This window comes from Nonomuraea deserti, from assembly GCF_004348685.1.
GTDB lineage: Bacteria > Actinomycetota > Actinomycetes > Streptosporangiales > Streptosporangiaceae > Nonomuraea > Nonomuraea deserti.
This window is the reverse complement of record NZ_SMKO01000004.1, coordinates 116,933-138,630: the sequence shown is the minus strand read 5'-3', so window position 1 is coordinate 138,630 and position 21,698 is coordinate 116,933. Positions and strand designations below refer to the sequence as shown.

The window sequence follows — 21,698 nt, the reverse complement described above, 5'->3', positions numbered from 1 at the left end:
AATCCGGCCGCACCTCGGCGACCATCCGCACCGCTCGGCGGCGCAGCTCGGCGGGGTAGGGAGACTTACCAGGCATGGACTCGATCCTCTCAAGAGATCAAGTCTCCACCGAACCCGGGGCGATTCAGTCTTCCATGGCCGTCGGCACCTGGATGAGTACCTGGTCGTGCAGACGATCAAGAGATTGGTCGCGCGTCATGGGGGAGGGGATCCACCACCGGAGGATCTCAAGGAGAGGATCCGCCAGCGGATTCAGGCGATGCGCGACAGAGAGAGCTCCGGTCCCTCCCGCGGCCAGAGGCCTCCCAACGATTGAGGATCACCAGGGTGAAGTGAGCAACTCCGTTCGTTGCCCGGCAAGCCCTCGCAATGGCCCCTGAAGCCGATGTCGACGAATTATCGCCCGGCTGCACCTGGACCTGACGGCGCAATGCCGCGATCGGGCTGCCCGCGCCCCTCGGGTTCTCGGCGTTGCATGCAGGAGCTCGACGGCCGCGGGGTCGGCGAGACGGACTGCCGCACGTGCTGCCGGCCGCTCGCCCCGGTCGACGTCGAAGACGTCCACGCCCTGTACGTCGTTCCGGCGCGAGGCCGTGCGATCGGTTTGACAGGAGGGCGCCGACTCGGAGAGGGTGTAACTATTATGGTTACTCTTTCTTTCGCGGACTGTCCCGTCGTCGAGTTGCGCCGGTACACGCTACGGCTCGGCCAGCGGTCACGTCTCCTGGCCGTGTTCGAGCGCCATCTCATCGAGCCACAGGAAGACGCCGGAATGTCCCTGGGCGGGACGTTCACCGATGAGGACGATCCGGATACGTTCACATGGCTGCGAGGGTTCGCTGACCATGACGCGCGGCTCCGGGCATTGGAGGCGTTCTACGGCGGACCGATATGGGAGCAATACCGCGACCGTGCCAATGCCACCATGGTGGACAGCGACGACGTGCTCCTGCTGCGGCCCACCCAGCCGCCCCACGGGCCCTCCGCCGCCGTGCCCCGCGGCGAAGTCGATGATCGGCCACGCACTGAGCGCGCGATCCTCATGACGTGCGGGCTCGACGCGGACGCGGGCGAAAGCTGGTGCGCCTCCGCCGGAACGCGTGCGCTGGAGGACGTCCTCGGCGTCAGGGTGGCGGCATGGCGTACCGACCCCACACCGAACCCGTTCCTGCGCCTGCCCGTACGCGACGAGCGCGCCTTCGTATGGCTGGCCGTCTTCCCCGACGCCGGCACGCGGGACGAGGCCATGACACGCCTTGATGCCTCCGACACCGACGAGCTCGACCGGCGGACCTCGTGGCGACGTGTCTTCCGGCTCGCGCCGACCGCCCGCTCGGCTCACCCCGCAGTGGTGCCGAGCATCGACGCGGGCCACCCCCCGCAGGCGACCACGCGATGAGCGGCAACAGCCGCCTCACGACAGCGGTGCATGCGTTGTGCTGGCTCGAGCTGGCGCATCGCCGCGGTCGGCCCACGCTGACCTCGGCCCAGATCGCCGACAGTCTCGCCAGCCATCCGGTCCTGATCCGCCGGACGCTCGCGCCGCTTCGCGATCGAGGGCTGCTCGACATCGCCGGACGCGGGCCCGGAGCCGGCTGGCGGCTAGCCCGGCCGGCGGCCGAGCTGAGCCTGGCCGACGTCCACTCCGCGCTGGCGGAACCGGCTCCGTTCGATCTGCACCCACACGAGCCCAAGCAGACCTGCCCGGTCGGCTACGGCATCCGCCCGGTGCTGGCTCACATCTACGCCGAGGTCGAGGCGGAAATCACCGCTGCCCTGGCCAGACGGACGATCGCCGACGTCCTCGACACGACGCTCGCCGAGCATCCACTGCCCCAGTGACGTGCGCCCCGGTGACGCGGGCCGACCGCCACCTCAGCGGTGCCGACGCGTCTGATCGATGTCCGGGTCGAGGTCGGGTGCTGAGCCGTACGCATCCGTCCGCGTCGATCGCAAAGCGGGCGCTTGACGGGACAGCCGGCAGTCGCTTCGGTGGCGGTATGGACACACCGGTGAACACGCACCGGTCGGGGGCGTACGCGCCGGAGGCGCTGGCCCGGCTGGAGATCGCCGAGCAGGCGAGGGAGCTGTCGGAGGCGGCGGCCGGGCTGGTGCCGACGCACGCCGACCGGCACGCCCGCGACGGCGAGTTCGTCGCCGACGCGGTGCGGCTGCTGGAGGGGGCCCGCCGGCTGGTGGACGCGGCAGTGCTGTACGAACTGGTCAAGGGCACCAGCTGGGAGCGGGTCGCGGCCGACCTGGGAGACCTTGACGATCCCGCCGCGCGGGCGCGTCACGCGGCGGCGGAGGAAGACTTCCGGATGCGGTTCCTGCAGGCGTGGCTGTGGCCGGAACGGGCCGGAGATGTCCTCACCACTCCTGACCGGCTGGCCGGCCTGCTCGACCGGCTGGACGCCTGGGCGCCCGGCGGGGACACGGACGGGGGCGGCCCGGTGTCGGGCGGGCTGGCGGCGCTGGGGGCGTGGGAGCGTTCGGCGCTGCTCGACCGGGCGGCCGACCTGCTGGGCGACAGCCGGCTGGACGACGGAACGCGGCGCGACCTGGAGATCGCGTTGTGCCGACGCAGGATCGAGTTCTACGAGGACATGGAAACGCGGTCGCCCGAGACCCTCGACGCGCTGGCCGGCACCCGAACACGGCTGCGCGCGCTGCTACGGGCCGGCGAAGACGACGATCAGCCCGGCCTCACCGGGCGCCGGCACACGGATTCGGCCAGGCGGGCGGGGCTGAGCTGGTAGACGCGGAGCGGCGTGTTCCCGACCGCCGCGTTCTGCCGGAGTGAGCCGGCCACGCCGCTCCCGCTGGGCCGGGGTGAGATCGGCGTAACAGGCTTCGGCGGTGCGGGCGACGGCGGCGTGGAGACGATCGCCTCGCGCACGCGCTCATCGGGCCGGCCAGCAGCGTCGACTCCTGAACGGCCTGCGCCAGGACCAGCGCGGCCAGCCGCCCGGCCAGGGCCTCGCGGCCGAAGAAGCGGTCGTGATCGCTCACCTCGAAGCGCGCCAGCCCGAGGTACGGCGCCTGGGCCGTCGCGACCGGCCGCGGTGAGCTCGGCGACCTCCTCGCTGACCTCCTCCCAGCGCCGCCGCCGCCAATCTCGCGGAGCTGTTGGCCGGCGACAGTGTCGTCGCCCGCCGCGTTGATGCGCCACGCGGGCGTGGCCGGACATCAGTCGATCAGCGGTAGCACGATCGCCGAAGGGTGGTCACGGTCGTGGAGGACTTCCTGATCCGCCGCTCGTGTGATGGTCGCGGTGGCCACCGGCTCACCGGTGCCCAGGTTCCGGGTGAAACGCGGGTGTGCGCCGCTGGAGACTTGCAGCCTGATCCGGTGGCCGCGGGCGAAGCGGTAAGCGGTGCCCATCAGGCTGATCCTCAGACGGCGGACGCCGTCGGCAGCGAACGTGGGAGAGCCGGGGTGCAGGCGAAGGAGCCCGTCGCAGATGTTGGTCGAGCGGCCGTCGGGGGCGACGTCGCACAACCGGGCGAAGAAGTCGGTGTGCTCCAGGCTGGAGCGGACGAAGAGATCAGCCTCGACCCACCCGATGATCTTCAGGTCGCGCCCCAGGACCTCGGTGGTGAAGGTGAGAACGTCGGGGCGGGCTTCGAGCGTGCGGTTGTCCTTCGGCCCGCACCGCCAAGGGAGATTCGGGAACGCGCCGCCCACGTTGGGTGTGGGATCGGCGGGATCGTATCGGTAGTGGGAGGGCCTGGAAGCGGCGGAGTCATCCGGGTCGGGGGTGAGGCAGCCGCCCTGGCGGAGGTACCAGGGGGTGGGCAGGGAGTCCGGCGGTGGCCAGTCAGCCAGATCGGCCCAGTGGTTGGCCCCCATGATGTACACGCGCACCGGCGTGTCGGGGAGCGGGACGCCGGATCCCCGCCCGTAAGCCGCGAGCCAGGGAAACTGTTCCCGTGACGCGGGCCCGTTCTGTCCTGAGGAGTGGCCGCCTGGACCGACCAGCAGGCGGACCGGCCGGCCGGCGCGACGGAGCGCCACGTAGTCGGTGAGGGTCGTGCTGACGAAGAAGTCGTACCAGCCCGTGGATAGATGAGTTGGGGGCAGGTTGTCCGCACAGTCGCGGAAGTCGACCTCTTGGGTGTAGCCGTCGTGCCCGTCGCTGGCAACCCATCGCTGGTAGTAGTTCACGTGCTTGCCCAGGGCGATCCGGTCGGATGTGCCCATCGGCAGATGGTTTTCGGCCGTGCGCAGTGGCCGGGGGCGGATGAGGGCCCGCAGCGACTCCCGCGCCGACGTTCCCGCCCTGGTGACCGGAGCGATGGCGTAGATCCAGTACAGGGCGTTGCCGATGGAGAAGGCCCCGTTGGGGTGTGTCCAGCCGCTTGCCCAGTCCGATGGGGCGACGCCGATGACGGCGGCTTTCCACTCTGGGATGCGGGAGCGGGCCAGCGCCCACTGCACGTATCCGACGTAACTCTGGCCGTAGGTGGCGAAGGCACCGGGGAACCATGGCTGCCGCCGCAGCCATTCGATGGTGGCCAGCCCGTCGGCCGCCTCGGCGGCGCCCGGCTCGAAGTCTCCTCCCGAGTCGAACGTTCCCCGGGTGCTCTGCACCACCACCTGGTAGCCGCGCTCGGCGATCGCGCGTGCGATCGTGCCCCAGCCTTGGACGGCGCGGCTTCGGCCGTACGGCGTGCGGATGAGCACGAGCATCGCCCGGGGGTCACCTCGCGGGTAGTAGCGGTCCGCGGCCAGCTCAACACCGTCACGCATCGCCACGCGCAGGCCTTTGTCAACCGTGATGTCTGTGGACGTGGCCGGCGGTAGGCCCATGATCAGGGCCAGCAGCCGGGTGGCAAAGCTCATCTGTGTATCCCCCAGCAGTGTTCCCGGAAGCTGTCAATGGTCGGCCGGGGGCCGGGAGCCAGCTCGGTGAAGGCCGTGAAGGCGCCATCTTCGCGCGGAACGCGCGCCCGAAGACGTCGTCGGCCAGCCGATAGTGATCCCGGTGCCACCGTACGGGCTGGTAGCGCCCGGCGAACCCCCGCTGCTCGAGCCGGCGCAGGGCCGCGCTCATACTGCTCTTGGCCACCCCCAACCGCTCGCACAGGCTCGGGGCGCCGGCGGCTTGGCCCGTGTCCGCCGGCAGGCATCCGATGATCCTGCCGGAGGTACGGCTGAGCCCCAGCCGCTCGAAGTACAGGCCCGCGTTCTCGATGAACTCCTCGGTGCTCGGCATTCGATCATCCTAGGTGTTCGGAACCTTCCGAACAAAAGATGATCGAATGCCGCACTCCGCGTCACTTAGTGTTGCCATCACCGGCGCCAACGTCACCCGCCGGATCTCCCAGGAGTTCGGCCACCTCGACGTCCTCGTCAACAACGCCGCCGTCTTCGACCAATCCCTGCGCCGTCCCGCCTGCACCGCATCCGGACACGAGCTGTTCTGGGTGACCAATCACCTCGGCCCTTTCCAGCTCACCGCCCGGCTCAGCCCGCTGCTCTCAGCCGAGGCCCAGCCACGGCTGATCAACGTCGCGAGTAAAGGGGTCATCTCGATGCCCCGCATCAGGATCCGCTTCGACCAACTCGACGATCCCGCGTGGTACAGCCCGACCAGGGCGTACTATCACGCGAAGCTGGCCCAGATCATGGTCTCCTTCGCGCTGGCCCTGCGCACCGGGGGCAGGCTGGACGTCGCCTGCGTCCGGGTACCCGCCGTACGGCTTGACGCCGATCGGGTCGCGGCGATGCCCGGGCTGCTGCGCACGGCGTACGGGGTCAAGAGCCGTCTTTCCCCGCCGGCAGAACGCTTGGGCGAGACCTATACGCGCCTGTCCGTCCGCCCCGGGACCTGGCAGGAGCACGCCGATCCCCCGGCGCAGGGCAGAGCCGCGGCGCGCGGGATCTATGTGTATGAGCATCTGCGGCCGGTCCAGGCGCCCGCGTTCGCCTACGACGCGCACGCGCGCGACCGGTTGTGGGCCGAGACACAGAAGGCGACCGGGGACCTGCGGTAGGCCTGGTGATCCCGTCTCGCCCGACGAGACGCGCGACAGGTGGGAGATCATTCAGTCGACCAGGACGGTGCCGTGCTGTGCGACATGGCCTGCGGCAATCGGCCGCTGCCCCTGATGCGGTTCGACGTCAGGTGGCCGCCATGGACAGCGAGTTGATTGTCCGTCAAACCGGATCAAGCCCAGACAGCCACTGCTGCGGCTCCCGGCTGCTACAGCCGTCTTCGGCGGGTGTGATCCCCGTTACGGCAAGACCTTGGCTTACGGCCTGGCAGTGGGCGCTGAAAACCGTGGTCCGGACGGTTCCCTGCCCAGCGGCAGGGTCATCTCTCAGGAGTTCGGTCGAAGTCCCCGCTGGGGCCGCTGTACGAGAAGTGCCGGCCTTGCCGGGCACCTGGATGCTGTCCCGACTTCCCATCGTCTTGAGTTCTTGACCGCCGCGTGTGATGGCCATGTTCGGGTCCAGAAAGCACTTGGGCTGTACGTCGTATCCGGCGGACGACGATCACAGGGGTTCTCCTCCTCGCGGCCATCGCGGGGGTTCCGCGGCAGACGCTGGCCGAAGTGTACGCCGGCGTCTACGGCCTTTGGAGACGTCCGGCTCCGTCGCGGCGGGACCGGCGTGATCCGGCGCGGTTCCAGCGTGCTGGATGCCCCTCTTCCACCCCCGGTGGTCCCCGGCCCGCCGCATCGCCACCCTCGACATGCTCAGCGGCGGCAGAATGGTCATCGGCTTCGGCCGACCCATGATGAGCTGCAGCGGGACTTCGATCTCGCCCAGAGGGGTAACTGTGGTCGGCGGCGGGCATGCGGGGGATCGGGCGGCGCTCGGCACAAGCGGGGCGTGGGCACGGAAGAAGTCGGCATGATCGTGCCGCGCTGGCGTGCCCGCCGCATTCTGGCCATGATGTTCCTGCCGCTCGAACACGCATCCTGCCAGTCCCGCCATTCGTGAAGGGCCGAGCTTCGTGACCGCCGCGCCATCAGCCTCCCGAACCGTCCTGGTCACCGGTGCGTCCTCTGGCATCGGGCAGGCCACGGCCCGTCTGTTCGCAGAGCGCGGCGCCCGCGTCTTCGGCACCTCCCGGCGCGCACTCGGCGATGACGGCGGGGTGGAGATGGTGCAGCTCGACATCCGTTCCGAGGAGTCCGTCCGGCAGTGCGTCGACCGGGTCCTCGATCGGGCAGGTGGCATCGACGTGCTGGTCAACAACGCCGGAGTCATGCACGAAGGCTTCGCCGAGGAGACCGCCCTCACCGACGCGCAGGCGGTCTTCGATGTGAACTTCTTCGGAACCGTGCGGGTCACGCATGCCGTGCTGCCCGGCATGCGTGCCCGCCGACAGGGTCATGTCATCAACGTAGGCTCGCTGGCCGCCTGGGTGGGAGAACCGGGCGAAGGCTTGTACGCCGCATCCAAGGCGGCTCTGGCCCGCTAGCTGAACGCCGTTACCGTGGTGATGGCGATGACCGGGATCGCGCTGGGAACTGGCGCTGGCCCAGCGATGGGGCCGCCAGCTGCCGGCCGTGCCGGTAATCTTCTTTTCCTGGGTGGGTGCGGGCTTCCTGGTCCCGACGCTTCCCTACTCGGTGATCAAGGGTGTCCTCGGCGCACTCGGGATCGATCTGGGTGGCGGCGAGGACTCCGCATCGGCTCCGCGAGGGGAGACGGTCTTTCTCACCACCGGCTTCGCCGGGATGGCCGTGGGACTGGCCGTGGCCTTGCCGATCTAACTATGGGAGAGATGGCCGAGGGCCTTCCTCGGCCACGCCGGGGAGGGGTCTTGTACTGGTGAGCTCGCCTATTCAACTGTCGCGAGTTGTCGTTCCCATGAGGCCTGATGGTGACGTTCCGTGTTCCCCGGCGGCGTAGCGGTTCCAGACTCCGCCGCCTTCCCGAAGGAGGCGGGCGGTGGTTTTGTCGTGGTACCCGAGGGCGTCGGCGACGATGGGGGCGGGCATTTCTAGGAGTTGCTGCCGGATCGCGGCGCCGCGGGCGGCCGCCGCTGGAATGCCGATCTCGTTGAGGAGCTCGGACAGGTGGTCGGGGCGGCAGGGCTGACGTGCTCGGCGGCCGGGGAACAGCCACTGCGAGGCGCGGTTGGTGGCGGTGTTCATGTTGTCGCGAGCCGCGATGTAGTCCAGCAGCAGGGATGCGACCGGCGCGGGGACGGGCGAGGGCGGTTCCCCAAGGCGCAGGAACATGGCTTCGCCGTCGCGGAGCAGGTCGTCGATGGTGAGCCGGACGACCCGGGTAAGGGGTTGCGCGTGAAGGAGCACGATGATGCCCGCGACGCGCGGGAGTGTCCAATCAACGGCGGATCTAACGATCAAGGAGATGCGTCTGATGACGGAGACCGCCGTGGAGCCAGAGGACCGTGACGAGGTCGTCGAAGAGGCCGTGTCGAGCGCGGTGAGCGACGAGCAGTTGATCACGATGCTGGTGGACTGCGCCCGTTCGGACGGGCTGCAGCTGACCGGGGAGGGCGGGCTGTCGGCACTCGCTGAGATGTCGCCGACAGCCCCAGCCGGGATAAGCGCCCGATGTGGGTGCGGGGCTGCCGTCAGGTGCGGCTGTCGCGGAGGAAGTTGCGGATGAGGGCGCCCCACTGCTCGGGCTGCTCGATGAACGGTAGATGCCCGGTGGGGATCTCGGCGTAGCGCGCCCCGGGGATGACGTTGCTGAGCTGTCGGTGGTGGTGCGGGGTGACGAGCTGGTCGAGCGTGGTGGAGATGACAAGGGCCGGCACCGTGACTGCCGCGAGGTCAGCTCGTACGTCGACGTGATCGATGAGCAGGTCGAGGTGCTCCTGCGTGCCCGGCGGGATCGTGGCCGCGGTGGTCTTGATGGCCGTGTCGAGGTCGTCCTGGCCGACGGCGTCCAGGGCGGGGGCGCTGAGGCCGGTGAGGGACAGGAAGCCGGCCAGGCGCTCCAGGTCGTTCGCGCGGAGCAGGTCGCGCCACATCCGGGCCGCGAGCAGGAACCGCGGGTTGGGGTGGGCGAAGCCCGCGGTGAGGACCAGAGCGGTCACGCGAGCAGGGTGACGGGTGGCGGCCCGGATAGCGATCGGGCTGCCGAGCGAGTACCCGGCGATGGCGAAGGTCTCCACGCCCTCCTCCACGGCGGTGGCGACCAGCTCATCGGCCAGGCCGTCCAGGGACAGCGGAGCTTGCGCCCGAGGGGTGCGTCCGGTGCCGGGGTAGTCGGGCCCGACGACAGTGTGCTGGGCGGCCAGGATGTCCAGGATGGGGCCGTAGTTGGCGTCTACACCGCCGCCGGCACCATGGGCGAGCAGCAGGCCCGGGCCGGTGCCGCGCACCACGCGGCCGAGGCTGGAGGTGGGCAGAGCAGTGGACATAGGTGTCTCTCCTTTTGTTTCTCTGTGGGGGATCACTACGTGGTGACCGTGGTGGCGGCTGATCGGCGGGCGGCCGCAGTTGCGAGGAGCATGGCGGCTCCGGCCACCAGGGCACCAACCCAGGGCAGGTCGTGCAGGGTGAGACCAGTGGTGAGGGCTCGGCCGCCGAGTTGGGAGCCGGCGGCGACGCCGAGGTTGAAGGCGGAGGCGCTGATCGCGGTGACCAGGGTGGGCGCCTCGGGCGCGGCGGCCAGCGCGCGGTCCTGCAGTAGAGGGATGAGGGCCGCGGCGATCACACCGATGGCGAGCACGGTGACGGCCGCCGCCCACCGGACTTCGCTGGTGAGCGTGAATGCGGCCAGCACGCCGGCCAGGGCGGTCAGCAGTATGCCCAGCCCTGCCCACGGGGCGCGATCGGCCAGGCGGCCGCCGAGGATGTTGCCCATGACCGCGCCCAGCCCGAACAGGGCGAGCAGCGTGGTGACCGCGGAGTCGGTGAAGCCGCTGACCTGCCGCAGCAGCGGGGCGATGTAGGTGTAGGTGGTGAACAGGCCGGCCTGCGCTACCACGATGATCGCCAGCACCATGGCCACCCTGGGCTGGAGCATGGCCCGCACCTCGCCACTGGGACGGGCGGCCTCCTGCGGTGCGGGCGGCCGTACGAGTGCGGCCACGGCACAGAAAACGAGAGCGGCGAGGGCGGTGATGGCCCAGAAGGTGGTTCGCCAGCCGAACTCGTCGCCGAGCCAGGTCCCCAAGGGCGCGCCGAGGACGGTGGCCAGGTTCCAGCCGGCCGTCACGACGGCGATGGCGCGGCCGCGGTGTGCCGCGGGTGTCATCGCCACTGCGATCACCACTGTCACCGCGAAAGCCGTGCTGTGGGTGAGCGCGGTCAGCATCCGGGCCGCCACCAGGGCGCCGAAGCTGCCCGCCAAAGCTGCGGCGAGGTTGCCGGCGACGAACACGCCCAGCAAGACCAGCAACGCGCGGCGGCGGGCGAGACGCAGCATCCCGACCGTCACCAGCGGCCCGGCGACAGTGACCACGAGGGCATACCAGGTCACCAGGGAACCAGTGATCGGCAGCGGACGCTGCAGATCAGCCGACAGTTCCGGCAGCAGCCCCACCATGACCCACTCGGCGGTGCCCACGACGAACACGCACGCGGTGAGCATGGCCAAGACGGCTGCCCGGCGCAGTTTAGGCGGGAAGGGGGGCGCGGTTGCCGAGGGCGCTGCGGTGGTCATGACGGGAACGCTAAAGTCTCACATCAGTGTCAGAGTCAACGGGGTGAGGTGCAGGTCACATGCGCATCGGGGAGATGGTCCGCCAGACCGGGGTCAGCGAGCGACTGCTGCGTTACTACGAAGAACAGGGGCTACTGGCGCCGACGAGACTGCCAAGCGGCTACCGGGTCTACAGTGACGCGGACGTGGACACTGTCCGGCGCGTCCGTACCCTGCTCGCAGCCGGGCTACCAACCGCCACCATCGCCCAGGTACTGCCCTGCGTCCGCGACGACGGCCCGAACCTCGCGCCCGTGTGCTCCGACCTGGTAGCGCAATTGCGCAAAGAGCGCGAGCGCATCACCCGCGCGATCAAAGACCTACAGGCGTCACAAGGCATGCTCGACGCAGTCATCGCCGCCGGCCCGGCCGACACCGCCCCAGCGATCCAGCAGCCGGTGTCAAAGGGCTGATGTCGACCGAGCCCCGGTGGTCTCGGCCCTCCGTCGCTGTCGCGGCACGCCAGCCGCGAGCCCTCACGCGCTTACCCATGGCGATGCTGGTAGGGGCATCCGAACGGAAAGTCGCTCAAGTCTGCTCGGCTAACGGGACTTTACGTTCGTAGTACCAGTACCAATATCATGCTCCGACGCGCGCCGCGCGACATGTCAGAACACTTCACTGTGGCTGCCACCTGGGTGCCAACCTCGCCTCTTGCAATGGCCACGCAGTCGCGCCCAGCGCAACGGCGTGGCTTTGCGGTGTGGCCTCCGAAGCGGGCAGAGGGCGTCCAAGATCCGTGTGAGACGACAGACCTGGGCGCGCTCCTGACTGCACCCCAGTGAAGATGGACAACGAAATGAGAGCCCGATGCCCCGGCAGACCGCGCGGCCTCGGGCGCGGCGTCAGGATGTCTGCTGCAGGGCTCGGTAGATTGGTGGTGCCGGGTCACCCCCAGTGCCTTGGCGATTTCAGCCACGATGGCGTCCTCCGCCGCGTAGCGTGATCGCGCCAGCGCAATGAGGTGCCCCTGCTCTGCCGACAGCTTGGCAGGTCTGCCGCCGAGGCGGCCTCGGCTGCGCGCGGAGGCCCGGCCCACCGCCGCCGGTCAGCGCCAGAACGCCGGCCCGGAGACCCACGATGCCTCCAGCCGCCACACTCCAGGCCAGCGCCGCGAGCGCGGGGCCCAGGGTGACGACCGCCTCGTCACGTCAGGGGTACGTGCGTTTCTCCGCAGCTACCGTTCCCAGGTACAGGATGGCGCCTGACCGCCGCACGACCGTACGGCCGCCCCTCCAAGGCGCCTGAGGACTTCCCATGCGTTGCTTCGTCACTGCCCACGCGGCGTAGGTGAGCACCGTTTCGCCGTCTGTGCGGAGATGGCACCGCAAGGAGAGAACCCTCCCGCCAGCCGATGCTCGTCCACTCGTCGACGGTGGCCTGGGCCATTACGTGTTGCCGGCGGCGGTCGCCCGCGTATGCCGAGTCGATGAGCAAGGTTCCGGAGCCGGGACGCATGATGTCCGGCAGCGGCAGACCGGGGGAGGAAGGCATCAGGACTCTCCTTCGTCTGACGTGATCGATGGGAGCATCTCGCGTGATGCCTTTCCTCCCCACGAGCCGATGACTAGTGGCCGCCGGTGAGCTGGCCCGCGAGAGTGCCGTGGAGGTGGGCGCTCGGCTCGTTGAGTCCGACGATCGTGACCTTCTTGCCGCGGGCGGCGTACTTGGTCTCGATCGCGTCCAGGGCTGCGACGGAGGAGGCGTCCCAGATGTGGGCGTCGGTCAGATCGATGACCACGTCGTCAGGGTCGGTGGCGTAGTCGAACTGGTAGACCAGGTCGTTGCTGGAGGCGAAGAAGAGTTCGCCGGTGACGGCGTAGACGACCTGCTTGCCGTCGGGGTCGAGGCAGGCGGTCACGTTGGCCAGGTGGGCGACGCGACGGGCGAAGACGACCATGGCGGTGAGGCTGCCGACGACGACGCCGATGGCCAGGTTGTGGGTGGCGACGACGACGGCGACGGTGACGACCATGACGATGGTCTCGCCGTACGGCATGCGCTTGAGGGTGGCGGGCGCGAGGGAGTGCCAGTCGAAGGTGCCGACGGACACCAGGATCATCACCGCGACGAGGGCTGCCATGGGCATCTGTGACACCCAAGGCCCGAAGGCGATGCAGAGGATCATGAGGAAGACGCCGGCGCAGAAGGTGGAGATGCGGGTGCGGGCGCCGTTCTTCACGTTGATCATGGTCTGGCCGATCATGGCGCAGCCGCCCATCCCGCCGAAGACGCCGGTGACGATGTTGGCGATGCCCTGGCCGACGGACTCACGTGTCTTGTTCGAGTGAGTGTCGGTGATGTCGTCGACCAGCTTGGCGGTCATCAGCGATTCCATCAGTCCGACCAGCGCGAATGCGAGCGCGTACGGGGCGATGAGGGTGAGGGTGTCGAGGGCGAGGGGCACGTCGGGCAGGCCCGGGACGGGCAGGGAGGACGGCAGGGCGCCCTTGTCTCCCACGGTGGGCACGGCCAGTCCGGCGCCGAGCGTGATGGCGGTCAGGATGGCGATGGACACCAACGGCGCGGGCACCGCCTTGGTGATGCGAGGGAAGAACACCATCAGCGCCAGCCCACCGATCACCAGCGGATAGACCGGCCATGGCACGCCGGTGAGCTCGGGCACCTGGGCCATGAAGATCAGGATGGCGAGCGCGTTGACGAAGCCGACCATCACGCTACGAGGCACGAAGCGCATCAGCCTGGCCACACCGAGCGCGCCTAGCACGACTTGGAAAACGCCGCCCAGAATGACCGCCGCAACCAGGTAGCCCAGCCCATGCTCGCGGGAAAGCGGCGCCACGACGAGAGCGATCGCACCGGTCGCAGCGGAGATCATGGCGGAGCGACCGCCCACAATGGAGATCACTACGGCCATGGTGAACGAGGCGAACAACCCGATGCTCGGATCCACCCCGGCGATGATGGAGAAGGAGATCGCCTCGGGAATCAACGCCAGCGCGACCACCAGGCCGGACAGCATCTCGATGCGGAGGACTTGCGGCGTCAGATGTCGGAGGTCCGGAAGGCGGAAGCGGCGGGTGGCCGCAGCAGAAGAAGACAACACAACCATCCATAGGGCAGACGCGCAGCGCGAAACGACTACGCGAACAGAGGACATGGAGCTACGAGGACAGGCTGGCGCAGCAACGTGGCAGCGCTGTGACATGGCGGTGACACCGCTGTGTCCAGGAAGGGCGACAGTTACCGGATGCTGTCCAAGCGACGCGGATCGATGGCAGGCTGGACGAGCACGATGAATTCCCCCGGGTAGAGCGCCGTCGGCATGCGGGTCCCCGCAATGGGCGTGGATGCCCGGCCAAGCTCGCGCAGACGTCGGCGAGCCCCACCCAAACTACCGTGACGTGAGAGTATGATCGAACGGATCGCGGGTGAGAAACCTCTCACCGCGTCATCGTGCTCACCGGGAAGAGGCCGCAGAGGCAGCGTCCAGGCGTGAGCGGCGCAACTGCTCGGCGAACTCTCTGGCCATCGCCAGTTGCTCCCGCAGCTTGTCGGCCCGGTCGGCGACCGCCCGTTCGAACATCTGCAGCCTGGCTGCCAGGCTGGGATCCGTGTCTCCGGCGGCCAGCCGGTCGGTGATGTCCAGCAGGTCGCGCATCTCCTCCAGGCTGAACCCCAGCGGCTTCATCCGCTTCACCAGGGCCAGTCGGCCGATGTCGGTCTCGCTGTAGAGGCGGAAGCCGCCGGGCGTGCGCTCGGGCACCACCAGGCCGACCTCTTCGTAGTGCCGGATCGTCCGCAAGGACAGCCCGAGCCGCTCGGCCACCTCGCCGATCTGCACCAGACCCTCGGACATCCGTTCCTCCGCTGTTAGTAGCCGCTTCTCGCCTCTTCGCCTTACGCTGAGCCGTGAAACCTACTCTTACGTTAACTTAACGTTGAGGGAGTAGGTGCACGAGGCGTTCTGGTGACGATACCCCGCTTTCGGGGCGACATCGGAAGGGGAGCGACCGATGGCTCGGCGAATCGTCTGCCCATCATGTGGCGAGAGCGAGGACCTCAACGGTAGCCGGACGGCCGAGGGGATCGTCATCTCCTGTCAGTCCTGCAAGGCGAACTGGCTACGGGATGCGGTTCCGGACACCTGCGCCACCTGCGGCGGCACCGGGATCGAGTTCCATCCCCAGGCCCTGACCCAGTACGCGCGGGGGACGCAGGTGTCCATCGTCGGATGGCGACACGGCCCGTTCTGCGTGATCTGCGATGCCGAGGTGGTGCATCCAGCGCGCGACGGCAAGCCGATCCCCGCCGCCTACATCTCCGCCGCCGCCAAGCCCCGCGCTGGCGGCGGCACGACGGGAACGCTTCGCATCGTGCCCGAATCCTTGATCGGAGAGCAGTAGGGCTGCGTCGGCCTGCGCCCTGCCCCGGCGCGTGCGTGCCGAGTGTCGGAGTGAATGGTCATCTCTACGAGGCCTCGGTGAGGCTTTCGAAGGTGACGATGTTGTCGTGGTGTATGTCGCTCACGACGATCCATTGTCCGCTTTTGTCGTCGACCCTTTCGAAGAGCACCGACGAACCGTCTCTGCGGCTGCGGTGGGCCGCGATGAACAGAACGCCGCATCGACGAGCGGGATGCGGAAGCGCTTGATGAGGCCCTCCTGGCGCGATGAGCAGTGAAGCCGCCCCAGTGGTCTACCCTAACGTAAGGGTAGGACGCTGGACTCGCCAGCTTCTGCGTCTTGGAGGTCGACCTTATGTGCCATCGTCGTCACTGTTCTCCAGGGAGAACAGCGCCTCCGCCGACGCTTTCATGAGCCTCCTGAACGTCGCCGCCGCCTCTGCGCCCGGTCTCCTCCGGCACAACAATCAGGGCGCGGCCTACGCGGGGAGCCGCCTGCTGGCCGTGGCCGATGGCAGGGGAGGCCATGCGGGCGGCGTGATCGCCAGCCAGATCGCCATCGACGCTGTGGCCGATCCCGTCAGACCATCGGGATGGAGGCCTTGAGTGCGCTCAACCAGGCGGTGCGGAATGCGGCGGGACGCCTGCGCGAGAGAACCGTCCAGGACCCGACCCTGCTGGGCATGGGCACCACCCTCACCGCTCTGCTGTGGAGCGACCTGCGCATCGCCCAAGCGGGGACGTGGGCCGATTCCGGCCCAGTCAGCCGCAACCGCCGGCGGCGTGGCCATCGCCCGGCGGGCAGCACGCGGCCAAGGCGGCCTGCAGGTCGGCCAGCGCCTGCCGCACCCCGTCGGGGTTGGCGCGGTAGTAGACGGTCTTCCACTCGCGCCGCGAGGTGAGCACCCCGCCCTCGCGCAGCGTCGCCAGATGCGTGGAGGTGGCCGACTGAGCCAGCGACAGGCGCTCGGCCACCTCGCTCACGGTCAGCTCCACTCCGCCCTCGAACAGGAACAGGATCTCCTGGCGAGTGTCGCTGGCCAGGGCCTTGAGGAAGCCCCGCGCCGCGTCGGTGAGCTGGATGCCGCTGCCTGCCGTCTGCATGGCACGACTCTACCGTATTGTCATTTCCGGATATGAGGATATGATCCGTCGGCATGGACACCATCGTCATCGGCGCCGGGCAGTCCGGCCTGGCCGCCGCCCGCGCCCTGCGCGCCGCCGGTCGCACGCCCGTCATCCTCGAAGCCGGCCCGACGCCCACCGGCTCGTGGAGCAGCTACTACGACAGCCTCACCCTGTTCTCGCCCGCCCGCTACAGCGCCATGCCCGGCCAGGACTTCCCCGGCGACGGCGACCACTACCCCACCCGCGACGAGGTCGTCGCCTACCTGCAGCGCTACGCCGACGGCCTGGACGTCGAGATCCGCACCGGCATGCGCGTCAGCGCGGTGGAAGGCGATGGCGCGGGCGGTTACCTCGTCCACACCGCCGCCGGGGAGACCCTGCGCGCCATGGGCGTGATCTCGGCCAGCGGCTCCTTCGGCAACCCCTACATCCCCGCCATACCGGGCCAGGACGGCTTCACCGGGCAGGCCCTGCACGTGGCCGACTACCGCAGCCCCAAGCACTACGCCGGGCAGCGCGTCGTGGTGGTCGGCGGCGGCAATTCCGCCGTCCAGGTCGCTTACGAACTGGCCGAGGTGGCCGACGTCACGATCGCCTCCCGTCAGCCGCTGCAGCTCATGTCGCAGATCGTCGGCGGCAAGGACATGCACTACTGGCACACCACCACCGGTTTCGACCAGCTTCCGCCCGCCTGGCTGGCCCGCGTCGCGAGTGGCACCCTGGTCATGGACACTGGCGACTACGCCGCCGCCCTGGCCGACGGCCGCCTGCAGCGCCGTGCGATGTTCACCGCCTTCGACGGCGACCAGGTGGTGTGGGCCGGCGGCGAGCGCGAGCGCGTCGATGCGGTGATCTACGCGACCGGCTACCTGCCGCACCTGGACTACCTGGCTCCGCTCGGCGCCCTCGACGAAACGGGGCTGCCCCTGCACGCGGGTGGCCTGTCCACGACTCACCTCGGGCTCGGCTACGTCGGACTGGAGTTCCAGCGCTCCTTCGCCTCCAACACCCTGCGCGGCGTGCACCGCGACGCCGAACACGTGGCGGTGCCGATCGCCGCCTACGCCGGCGGCGTCCTGGCTGCCTACGGCCTGTGACATGGGGTCTCCACTGGTCACGCTGGGACTTTCCCTGCTGCTGGTGGCGACCATGCTCACCATCGGCACCGCGCTCACCGGGCAAGGCTTGACCGCCCTGCTGCGCCGCGGCGCCGGAGCCCTGCTCACCTGCCACGCACGCGGCGACCTGGCCCTGGGAGTGAGCCTGCGCAAGGCACGCTCGCCGTCCTGGGCCTGCTCGCCGTGCCCGTCGGAGCCTGGCCGCACCGTACGCAGGCGCCCCCGTGGGAGGGGACGCGGGCCTACAGGTGGTGGCGATGCTGCTGGCCCAGCTCATCCCGATCATCGCCGGGATGTGGCTGCGTGCCCGATCGCCCGGCACCGCCGACCGGGTACAGAAGGTCAGCAGGCGGGTGGCCGACGTGCTGCTGGTGACCTCGACGCTCTACATCCTCATCACCACCGCCGACGGGCTGACCGGCATCCCGGTCTCCGGCTGGGTCGCCTTCGCCTCACTGACGCTTCTCAGCTTGGCGGCCTATGCCACTCCCGGCCTCGACAGCTCGGCGGCCTGTCGCCATGACCACCACCATCCGCAACCTGTCCCTCGCTCTCCTGGTCGCCGGCCCGTCCGCCGACGCGGCCCTCGTCAGCCTCATGGTGCTGGCCTACGGCCTGGTGATGTACACCGTCTCCGGCCTGGCCCTGGCACCGCTACGCAGAACCGCTCGCCTTGGAAAGGACTTCGCCCGATGAACACCGCTTTGCCCGTGGCCGTTATCGGCGCCGGCCCCGTGGGCCTGGCCGCCGCAGCCCACCTGGCTGAACGCGGCCTGCCCTTCGTCGTCTTGGAAGCCGGGCCCGTCGCCGGTCCCTCGGTGCGCCAGTGGGGACATGTGCGCATGTTCAGCCCATGGCGCTACAACACCGACGCCGCCGCGGTGCGCTTGCTGCGCGCCTCCGGCTGGACGCCGCCCGATCCCGAGACGCTGCCCACCGGCCAGGACCTCGTCTCCGCCTACCTCGAGCCGCTGGCCGGCCACCCCTCGATCGCTCCGCGCGTCCGCTATGGGGCGCGCGTGTCAGCGATCAGCCGCCTGGACGTCGATCGGCTCCGTACCGCGGGCCGCCAGGACGCGCCGTTCGTCCTACGCCTGGCCGACGACAGCGAGATCCGCGTGCGGGCGGTGATCGACGCCTCCGGCACCTGGGCAACGCCGAACGTGCTCGGCGCCAACGGGCTGCCCGCCCACGGCGAGCGCCAGGCGGCCGACTGGATCCACCACGCCCTGCCCGACGTGCTCGGCGCCGACCGTGACCGCTTCGCCGGCCGCCACACGATCGTGGTCGGAGCCGGGCACTCGGCCGCCACCACGCTCCTCACGCTCGCCGACCTGGCCGAGCAGGCGCCAGGCACCCGCATCACCTGGGCCATCCGCGCCGACGCGCCGGACCGCGCCTACGGCGGCGGCGAAGCGGACGCCCTGCCCGCCCGCGGCTCCCTCGGCTCGGGCCTGCGCCTGCTCGTCGACAAGGGCCTGGTCGACCTGGCGGCGGGCTTCAAGGTCAACGCCGTCCGCGTCCTGACCGACGGCACCGTCGAGCTCCGCTCCCGACAGCCCGCAGGCTCCGATCGCACCCTCAAGGCCGATCACGTCGTGGCTGCCACCGGCTACCGGCCGGACCACTCCATCGCCGCCGAACTGCGGCTCGACCTCGACCCCATCCTCGGCACCACCCGCCTGCTCGCCCCACTGATCGACCCCAACGACCACTCCTGCGGCACCGTACGCCCCCACGGCGTGGACGAGCTGGCCCACCCCGAGCCCGGCTACTACGCCATCGGGATGAAGAGCTACGGCCGCGCCCCCACCTTCCTGCTGGCCACCGGTCATGAGCAGGCCCGTTCCGTCATCGCCGCGCTCGACGGCGACTGGGCAGCGGCGCGAGAGGTCCAGCTCGACCTGCCCGAGACCGGCGTCTGCTCGATCACCCTGGCCGTGCGCGCCATCACCGACGACTTCGGCCTGCCGCCCGACACCCCCGCCAAGCTCATGGCCGCCACCACCCGCCACCTCGTCCAGCACACCAACCCCGCCGACGCGGTCATGGCCGCAGCCCACGAGCTGGGCATCGAACCGGCCGCAGCCCTCAAACTCGCCGCCCTGGCCGGATAACACCGCCCATCCACCCACAACGCTCGGCCGCCGCTCAGCCCATCGTCAGGGCGTGGGCGGGGCCGCCACGCGTTCCACGGCTCAGCCGGCGTGCAGCAGGTGACGAGCATCTCGATGAGAACAGCCTTCTCCACCGGCTCCACCTGACCAGCCATCCTGTCCGGGCCCCCATCGAGGCGGGTGACCGCTCAGCCCGGCCACCCGCGGCGCCGCTCGGTACATGCGCAGCCGCGCTGGCGGTGCTGGATCCTCCGGCGTCAGGCCGGAAGTCCGGCATGCCGAGGTGGGCGGTAGTGTGCTTGGCGGCGAACCCGAGCCGGTCTGATCGCCACGGCGGCGCCCGATCAGCTTCCGGTCCGCGTGGTCCAGGAAGAACATCTTCTCCAGCTCGGCCCGCGTCGGTGCCTCTACGTAGCGGCCGTAGGCGACCGCCTCATCATCGCTCAAGAACTCAACTGGCATGGGCCCAGAAAGCAGGACTCATCCACGAACACGGACCAGGCGCAAGATCGAATGGTGATCCGCAAACAGCTCGGGCGACCCCGTGAAGCTGCATGATTCCGCAGGTCGAACGCGCCGGCATGCGGCATGGCGACAACGTCGGCTCGAACCGAGCCGGTGAATCGGCCGGGTCCGCTCCGCGATCAGCAGCAATGCTGGAGATAGGCCTGCAGGTTGGACAGGGCAGAGGCGACGGTCTCCTTGTCGGCCCGGTACAGAACGACCTTGCCTTCCTTGCGGGAGGTGAGGATGCCGCCCCTTTTCAGCTCGGCGAGTTGCTCGGAGGCCCGGGGCTGACCGATTCCGGCGAGCTGGGACACCTGGTTCACCGACAGCTCCGCGCCCCGGGCGAACAGCAGCATGATGCGCTGCCGGGTGGGGCTGGCCAGCGCCTTGAGGAAGCCGTGCACGGCAGGGCTGAGCTCGACCGGCTCTTCCTGTGCGTCGGGCGCTGTTGTGTCGGATGCTGCACAGGCACGCCTACCGGCGTCCGGACCGGCGGTCGTGGTCGAGGCTTGCGGCATGGGCCCCCCTTCCCGGGACATTCAATCAGCATATCTTCATTTTGACATATCTCGAATCACGGATATATGTTTCGGGCATGACCACACCAACCGATCCAGTCGCCATCGTCGGAGCCGGGCAGTCCGGCCTGGCCGCGGCGCGGGCCGTGCGTGATGCGGGTATGCGGCCCCTCGTCCTGGAGGCCGGCGAACGCCCCTCGGGTTCCTGGCCGGGCTACTACGACAGCCTCACGTTGTTCTCTCCCGCCCGCTACAGCGCGATGCCCGGCTTCCCCTTCCCGGGCGATCCCGACCGCTATCCGACGCGCGACGAGGTCGCCGACTACCTGGAGAGCTACGCCGCCCACCTCGACGTGGAGATCCGCACCGGGACACGAGTCAGCGACGTCGAATCCCGTGGCCGGGGGTTCGTCGTCCGGACCGCCGACGGTCAGGCCATTCCTGCCGCCGGGATCGTTGCCGCCAGCGGCTCCTTCGGCAAGCCGTACCTGCCCGTCCTGCCAGGCCAGGAGGACTTCACCGGAGAGACCCTGCATGTGGCGCAGTACCGCGACCCCAAGCGGTACGCCGGCCAGAGAGTCGTCGTCGTAGGAGGCGGCAACTCGGGCGTCCAGGTGGCCTACGAGCTGGCCGAGGTCGCTTCGGTGACCCTCGCGACCCTGCAGCCGATCTCCTTCATGCAGCAGCGGATCGGCGGCCAAGACCTGCATCACTGGCTCGAGACCAGCGGCTTCGACCTGCTGTCCGGCTCATGGCTCGGGCACCTCGTGCCTGGCCCTCTGGTGCTCGACACCGGTGATTACCACAACGCCCTGGAGTCGGGCCGGTTCGACCGGCAGCCGATGTTCACCGCATTCGACGGCGACGGGGTCGTCTGGTCGGATGGGAGGCGGGAGAAGGTCGACGTAGCCCTGTTCGCCACCGGGTACCGGCCCGATCTCGGCTACCTGCGCTCCCTGGGAGCTCTGGACGCCGAAGGGTTGCCCGCGCACGTTCACGGGATCTCCACCACCCACGTAGGGCTGGTCTACCTGGGGCTGGAGTTCCAGCGCTCGTTCTCCTCCAACACCGTGCGCGGGGTGAGCCGCGACGCCGACTACGTCGCCGGTCAGCTTGCCGCCTATATCCGCGATGCGGCCGGCACCATCGGACTCTGATGGAAGGTACGCGATGTCTGCTCTGTCGACCGTCCTCTCCAACAGGCCGGGCAGGTCTTCGCCGAGCCGGCCTGGCGGCATTCATCGAGCGCGCCCGCGCCGGGGGCCCGCCGAATCCTGGCCCCTGGCCGGCCGCCACCTCGCAA

The 21,698-nt window shown here is 69.5% G+C and carries 21 protein-coding genes; 12 read left to right on the top strand and 9 right to left on the bottom strand.

Annotated features, from left to right (window positions below; genetic code table 11):
* Positions 1–643: 643 nt before the first annotated feature.
* The 3 genes from E1292_RS03270 to E1292_RS03260 all read left to right on the top strand — a co-directional run bounded on the left by E1292_RS03270 (position 644) and on the right by E1292_RS03260 (position 2,759).
* Entirely contained in the window at positions 644–1,399 is a 756-nt protein-coding gene (locus E1292_RS03270; protein ID WP_165974345.1) for an NIPSNAP family protein, read from the top strand.
* Entirely contained in the window at positions 1,396–1,842 is a 447-nt protein-coding gene (locus E1292_RS03265) for an Rrf2 family transcriptional regulator (protein WP_132591807.1), read from the top strand. Before E1292_RS03270 ends, E1292_RS03265 begins: the two co-directional genes overlap by 4 nt.
* Before the next feature lie 158 nt (positions 1,843–2,000).
* The gene (locus tag E1292_RS03260) at positions 2,001–2,759 is read left to right on the top strand and encodes a hypothetical protein (protein WP_132591805.1); all 759 of its coding nucleotides are present in this window, start codon (positions 2,001–2,003) and stop codon (positions 2,757–2,759) included.
* A gap of 430 nt (positions 2,760–3,189) precedes the next feature.
* Here E1292_RS03260 and E1292_RS03255 read toward each other — a convergent pair whose 3' ends face one another.
* Positions 3,190–4,845: a CocE/NonD family hydrolase gene (locus E1292_RS03255; protein WP_132591803.1), complete on the bottom strand. Its 1,656-nt coding sequence runs from the start codon at positions 4,843–4,845 to the stop codon at positions 3,190–3,192.
* Between the two features lie 419 nt (positions 4,846–5,264).
* Here E1292_RS03255 and E1292_RS03250 point away from each other — a divergent pair, with 419 nt between their 5' ends.
* From E1292_RS03250 to E1292_RS03240, 3 genes are all read left to right on the top strand, one after another.
* Positions 5,265–5,999: an SDR family NAD(P)-dependent oxidoreductase gene (locus E1292_RS03250; protein ID WP_132591801.1), complete on the top strand. Its 735-nt coding sequence runs from the start codon at positions 5,265–5,267 to the stop codon at positions 5,997–5,999.
* Between the two features lie 965 nt (positions 6,000–6,964).
* The gene (locus E1292_RS03245; protein WP_165974344.1) at positions 6,965–7,435 is read left to right on the top strand and encodes an SDR family NAD(P)-dependent oxidoreductase; all 471 of its coding nucleotides are present in this window, start codon (positions 6,965–6,967) and stop codon (positions 7,433–7,435) included.
* 88 nt (positions 7,436–7,523) lie between these two features.
* The gene (locus E1292_RS03240; protein WP_165974343.1) at positions 7,524–7,730 is read left to right on the top strand and encodes a hypothetical protein; all 207 of its coding nucleotides are present in this window, start codon (positions 7,524–7,526) and stop codon (positions 7,728–7,730) included.
* Between the two features lie 72 nt (positions 7,731–7,802).
* Here E1292_RS03240 and E1292_RS03235 read toward each other — a convergent pair whose 3' ends face one another.
* From E1292_RS03235 to E1292_RS03220, 3 genes are all read right to left on the bottom strand, one after another.
* Positions 7,803–8,432, bottom strand: coding sequence for a hypothetical protein (locus E1292_RS03235; protein WP_220446638.1), 630 nt, complete (start codon positions 8,430–8,432; stop codon positions 7,803–7,805).
* A 128-nt stretch (positions 8,433–8,560) separates the two neighbouring features.
* Positions 8,561–9,355 carry an alpha/beta fold hydrolase gene (locus tag E1292_RS03225; protein WP_132591795.1) on the bottom strand — a complete coding sequence of 265 codons (795 nt, stop codon included), beginning with the start codon at positions 9,353–9,355 and terminating at the stop codon, positions 8,561–8,563.
* A gap of 35 nt (positions 9,356–9,390) precedes the next feature.
* Positions 9,391–10,602, bottom strand: coding sequence for an MFS transporter (locus E1292_RS03220; RefSeq protein WP_132591793.1), 1,212 nt, complete (start codon positions 10,600–10,602; stop codon positions 9,391–9,393).
* Positions 10,603–10,661: 59 nt separating this feature from the next.
* Between E1292_RS03220 and E1292_RS03215 the strand changes: the two genes are divergently transcribed.
* Positions 10,662–11,054, top strand: a complete 393-nt coding sequence (locus E1292_RS03215) for a MerR family transcriptional regulator (RefSeq protein WP_132591791.1) — start codon at positions 10,662–10,664, stop codon at positions 11,052–11,054.
* 1,154 nt (positions 11,055–12,208) lie between these two features.
* Here E1292_RS03215 and E1292_RS03210 read toward each other — a convergent pair.
* Both E1292_RS03210 and E1292_RS03205 read right to left on the bottom strand, forming a co-directional pair.
* Positions 12,209–13,624, bottom strand: a complete 1,416-nt coding sequence (locus tag E1292_RS03210; protein ID WP_246089894.1) for a SulP family inorganic anion transporter — start codon at positions 13,622–13,624, stop codon at positions 12,209–12,211.
* Between the two features lie 438 nt (positions 13,625–14,062).
* The gene (locus E1292_RS03205) at positions 14,063–14,461 is read right to left on the bottom strand and encodes a MerR family transcriptional regulator (RefSeq protein ID WP_132509639.1); all 399 of its coding nucleotides are present in this window, start codon (positions 14,459–14,461) and stop codon (positions 14,063–14,065) included.
* Between the two features lie 157 nt (positions 14,462–14,618).
* Between E1292_RS03205 and E1292_RS03200 the strand changes: the two genes are divergently transcribed.
* Positions 14,619–15,008: a hypothetical protein gene (locus tag E1292_RS03200; RefSeq protein ID WP_181958177.1), complete on the top strand. Its 390-nt coding sequence runs from the start codon at positions 14,619–14,621 to the stop codon at positions 15,006–15,008.
* 761 nt (positions 15,009–15,769) lie between these two features.
* Here E1292_RS03200 and E1292_RS03195 read toward each other — a convergent pair.
* Positions 15,770–16,111 (bottom strand): ArsR/SmtB family transcription factor, encoded by a 342-nt coding sequence (locus tag E1292_RS03195; protein WP_132591787.1) that lies wholly within the window; start codon positions 16,109–16,111, stop codon positions 15,770–15,772.
* Positions 16,112–16,164: 53 nt separating this feature from the next.
* Between E1292_RS03195 and E1292_RS03190 the strand changes: the two genes are divergently transcribed.
* The 3 genes from E1292_RS03190 (at position 16,165) to E1292_RS03185 (ending at position 19,370) form a co-directional block, all read left to right on the top strand.
* Entirely contained in the window at positions 16,165–17,232 is a 1,068-nt protein-coding gene (locus E1292_RS03190; protein WP_132591784.1) for a flavin-containing monooxygenase, read from the top strand.
* 540 nt (positions 17,233–17,772) lie between these two features.
* Positions 17,773–17,949 carry a hypothetical protein gene (locus tag E1292_RS50815; protein WP_165974342.1) on the top strand — a complete coding sequence of 59 codons (177 nt, stop codon included), beginning with the start codon at positions 17,773–17,775 and terminating at the stop codon, positions 17,947–17,949.
* Positions 17,946–19,370 (top strand): FAD-dependent oxidoreductase, encoded by a 1,425-nt coding sequence (locus tag E1292_RS03185; RefSeq protein ID WP_132591782.1) that lies wholly within the window; start codon positions 17,946–17,948, stop codon positions 19,368–19,370. Before E1292_RS50815 ends, E1292_RS03185 begins: the two co-directional genes overlap by 4 nt.
* 81 nt (positions 19,371–19,451) lie before the next feature.
* On the opposite strand, the gene E1292_RS55650 is transcribed toward E1292_RS03185, so the two are convergent.
* Together E1292_RS55650 and E1292_RS03175 are read right to left on the bottom strand one after the other, a co-directional pair.
* Positions 19,452–19,832 carry a DUF4158 domain-containing protein gene (locus tag E1292_RS55650; protein ID WP_132591780.1) on the bottom strand — a complete coding sequence of 127 codons (381 nt, stop codon included), beginning with the start codon at positions 19,830–19,832 and terminating at the stop codon, positions 19,452–19,454.
* 182 nt (positions 19,833–20,014) lie between these two features.
* The gene (locus E1292_RS03175; protein WP_132591778.1) at positions 20,015–20,395 is read right to left on the bottom strand and encodes an ArsR/SmtB family transcription factor; all 381 of its coding nucleotides are present in this window, start codon (positions 20,393–20,395) and stop codon (positions 20,015–20,017) included.
* 77 nt (positions 20,396–20,472) lie between these two features.
* Between E1292_RS03175 and E1292_RS03170 the strand changes: the two genes are divergently transcribed.
* The gene (locus E1292_RS03170; protein WP_132591776.1) at positions 20,473–21,552 is read left to right on the top strand and encodes a flavin-containing monooxygenase; all 1,080 of its coding nucleotides are present in this window, start codon (positions 20,473–20,475) and stop codon (positions 21,550–21,552) included.
* Positions 21,553–21,698: the final 146 nt, after the last annotated feature.

Excerpts from the sequence above, each read along its gene's own strand:
- E1292_RS03270 (WP_165974345.1), top strand. The coding sequence starts at position 644 with ATGGTTACTCTTTCTTTCGCGGACTGTCCCGTCGTCGAGTTGCGCCGG.
- E1292_RS03265 (WP_132591807.1), top strand. The coding sequence starts at position 1,396 with ATGAGCGGCAACAGCCGCCTCACGACAGCGGTGCATGCGTTGTGCTGG.
- E1292_RS03260 (WP_132591805.1), top strand. The coding sequence starts at position 2,001 with ATGGACACACCGGTGAACACGCACCGGTCGGGGGCGTACGCGCCGGAG.
- E1292_RS03255 (WP_132591803.1), bottom strand. The coding sequence starts at position 4,845 with ATGAGCTTTGCCACCCGGCTGCTGGCCCTGATCATGGGCCTACCGCCG.
- E1292_RS03250 (WP_132591801.1), top strand. The coding sequence starts at position 5,265 with ATGCCGCACTCCGCGTCACTTAGTGTTGCCATCACCGGCGCCAACGTC.
- E1292_RS03225 (WP_132591795.1), bottom strand. The coding sequence starts at position 9,355 with ATGTCCACTGCTCTGCCCACCTCCAGCCTCGGCCGCGTGGTGCGCGGC.
- E1292_RS03220 (WP_132591793.1), bottom strand. The coding sequence starts at position 10,602 with ATGACCACCGCAGCGCCCTCGGCAACCGCGCCCCCCTTCCCGCCTAAA.
- E1292_RS03215 (WP_132591791.1), top strand. The coding sequence starts at position 10,662 with ATGCGCATCGGGGAGATGGTCCGCCAGACCGGGGTCAGCGAGCGACTG.
- E1292_RS03210 (WP_246089894.1), bottom strand. The coding sequence starts at position 13,624 with ATGCTGTCCGGCCTGGTGGTCGCGCTGGCGTTGATTCCCGAGGCGATC.
- E1292_RS03205 (WP_132509639.1), bottom strand. The coding sequence starts at position 14,461 with ATGTCCGAGGGTCTGGTGCAGATCGGCGAGGTGGCCGAGCGGCTCGGG.
- E1292_RS03200 (WP_181958177.1), top strand. The coding sequence starts at position 14,619 with ATGGCTCGGCGAATCGTCTGCCCATCATGTGGCGAGAGCGAGGACCTC.
- E1292_RS03195 (WP_132591787.1), bottom strand. The coding sequence starts at position 16,111 with ATGCAGACGGCAGGCAGCGGCATCCAGCTCACCGACGCGGCGCGGGGC.
- E1292_RS03190 (WP_132591784.1), top strand. The coding sequence starts at position 16,165 with ATGGACACCATCGTCATCGGCGCCGGGCAGTCCGGCCTGGCCGCCGCC.
- E1292_RS50815 (WP_165974342.1), top strand. The coding sequence starts at position 17,773 with ATGACCACCACCATCCGCAACCTGTCCCTCGCTCTCCTGGTCGCCGGC.
- E1292_RS03185 (WP_132591782.1), top strand. The coding sequence starts at position 17,946 with ATGAACACCGCTTTGCCCGTGGCCGTTATCGGCGCCGGCCCCGTGGGC.
- E1292_RS55650 (WP_132591780.1), bottom strand. The coding sequence starts at position 19,832 with ATGCCAGTTGAGTTCTTGAGCGATGATGAGGCGGTCGCCTACGGCCGC.
- E1292_RS03175 (WP_132591778.1), bottom strand. The coding sequence starts at position 20,395 with ATGCCGCAAGCCTCGACCACGACCGCCGGTCCGGACGCCGGTAGGCGT.
- E1292_RS03170 (WP_132591776.1), top strand. The coding sequence starts at position 20,473 with ATGACCACACCAACCGATCCAGTCGCCATCGTCGGAGCCGGGCAGTCC.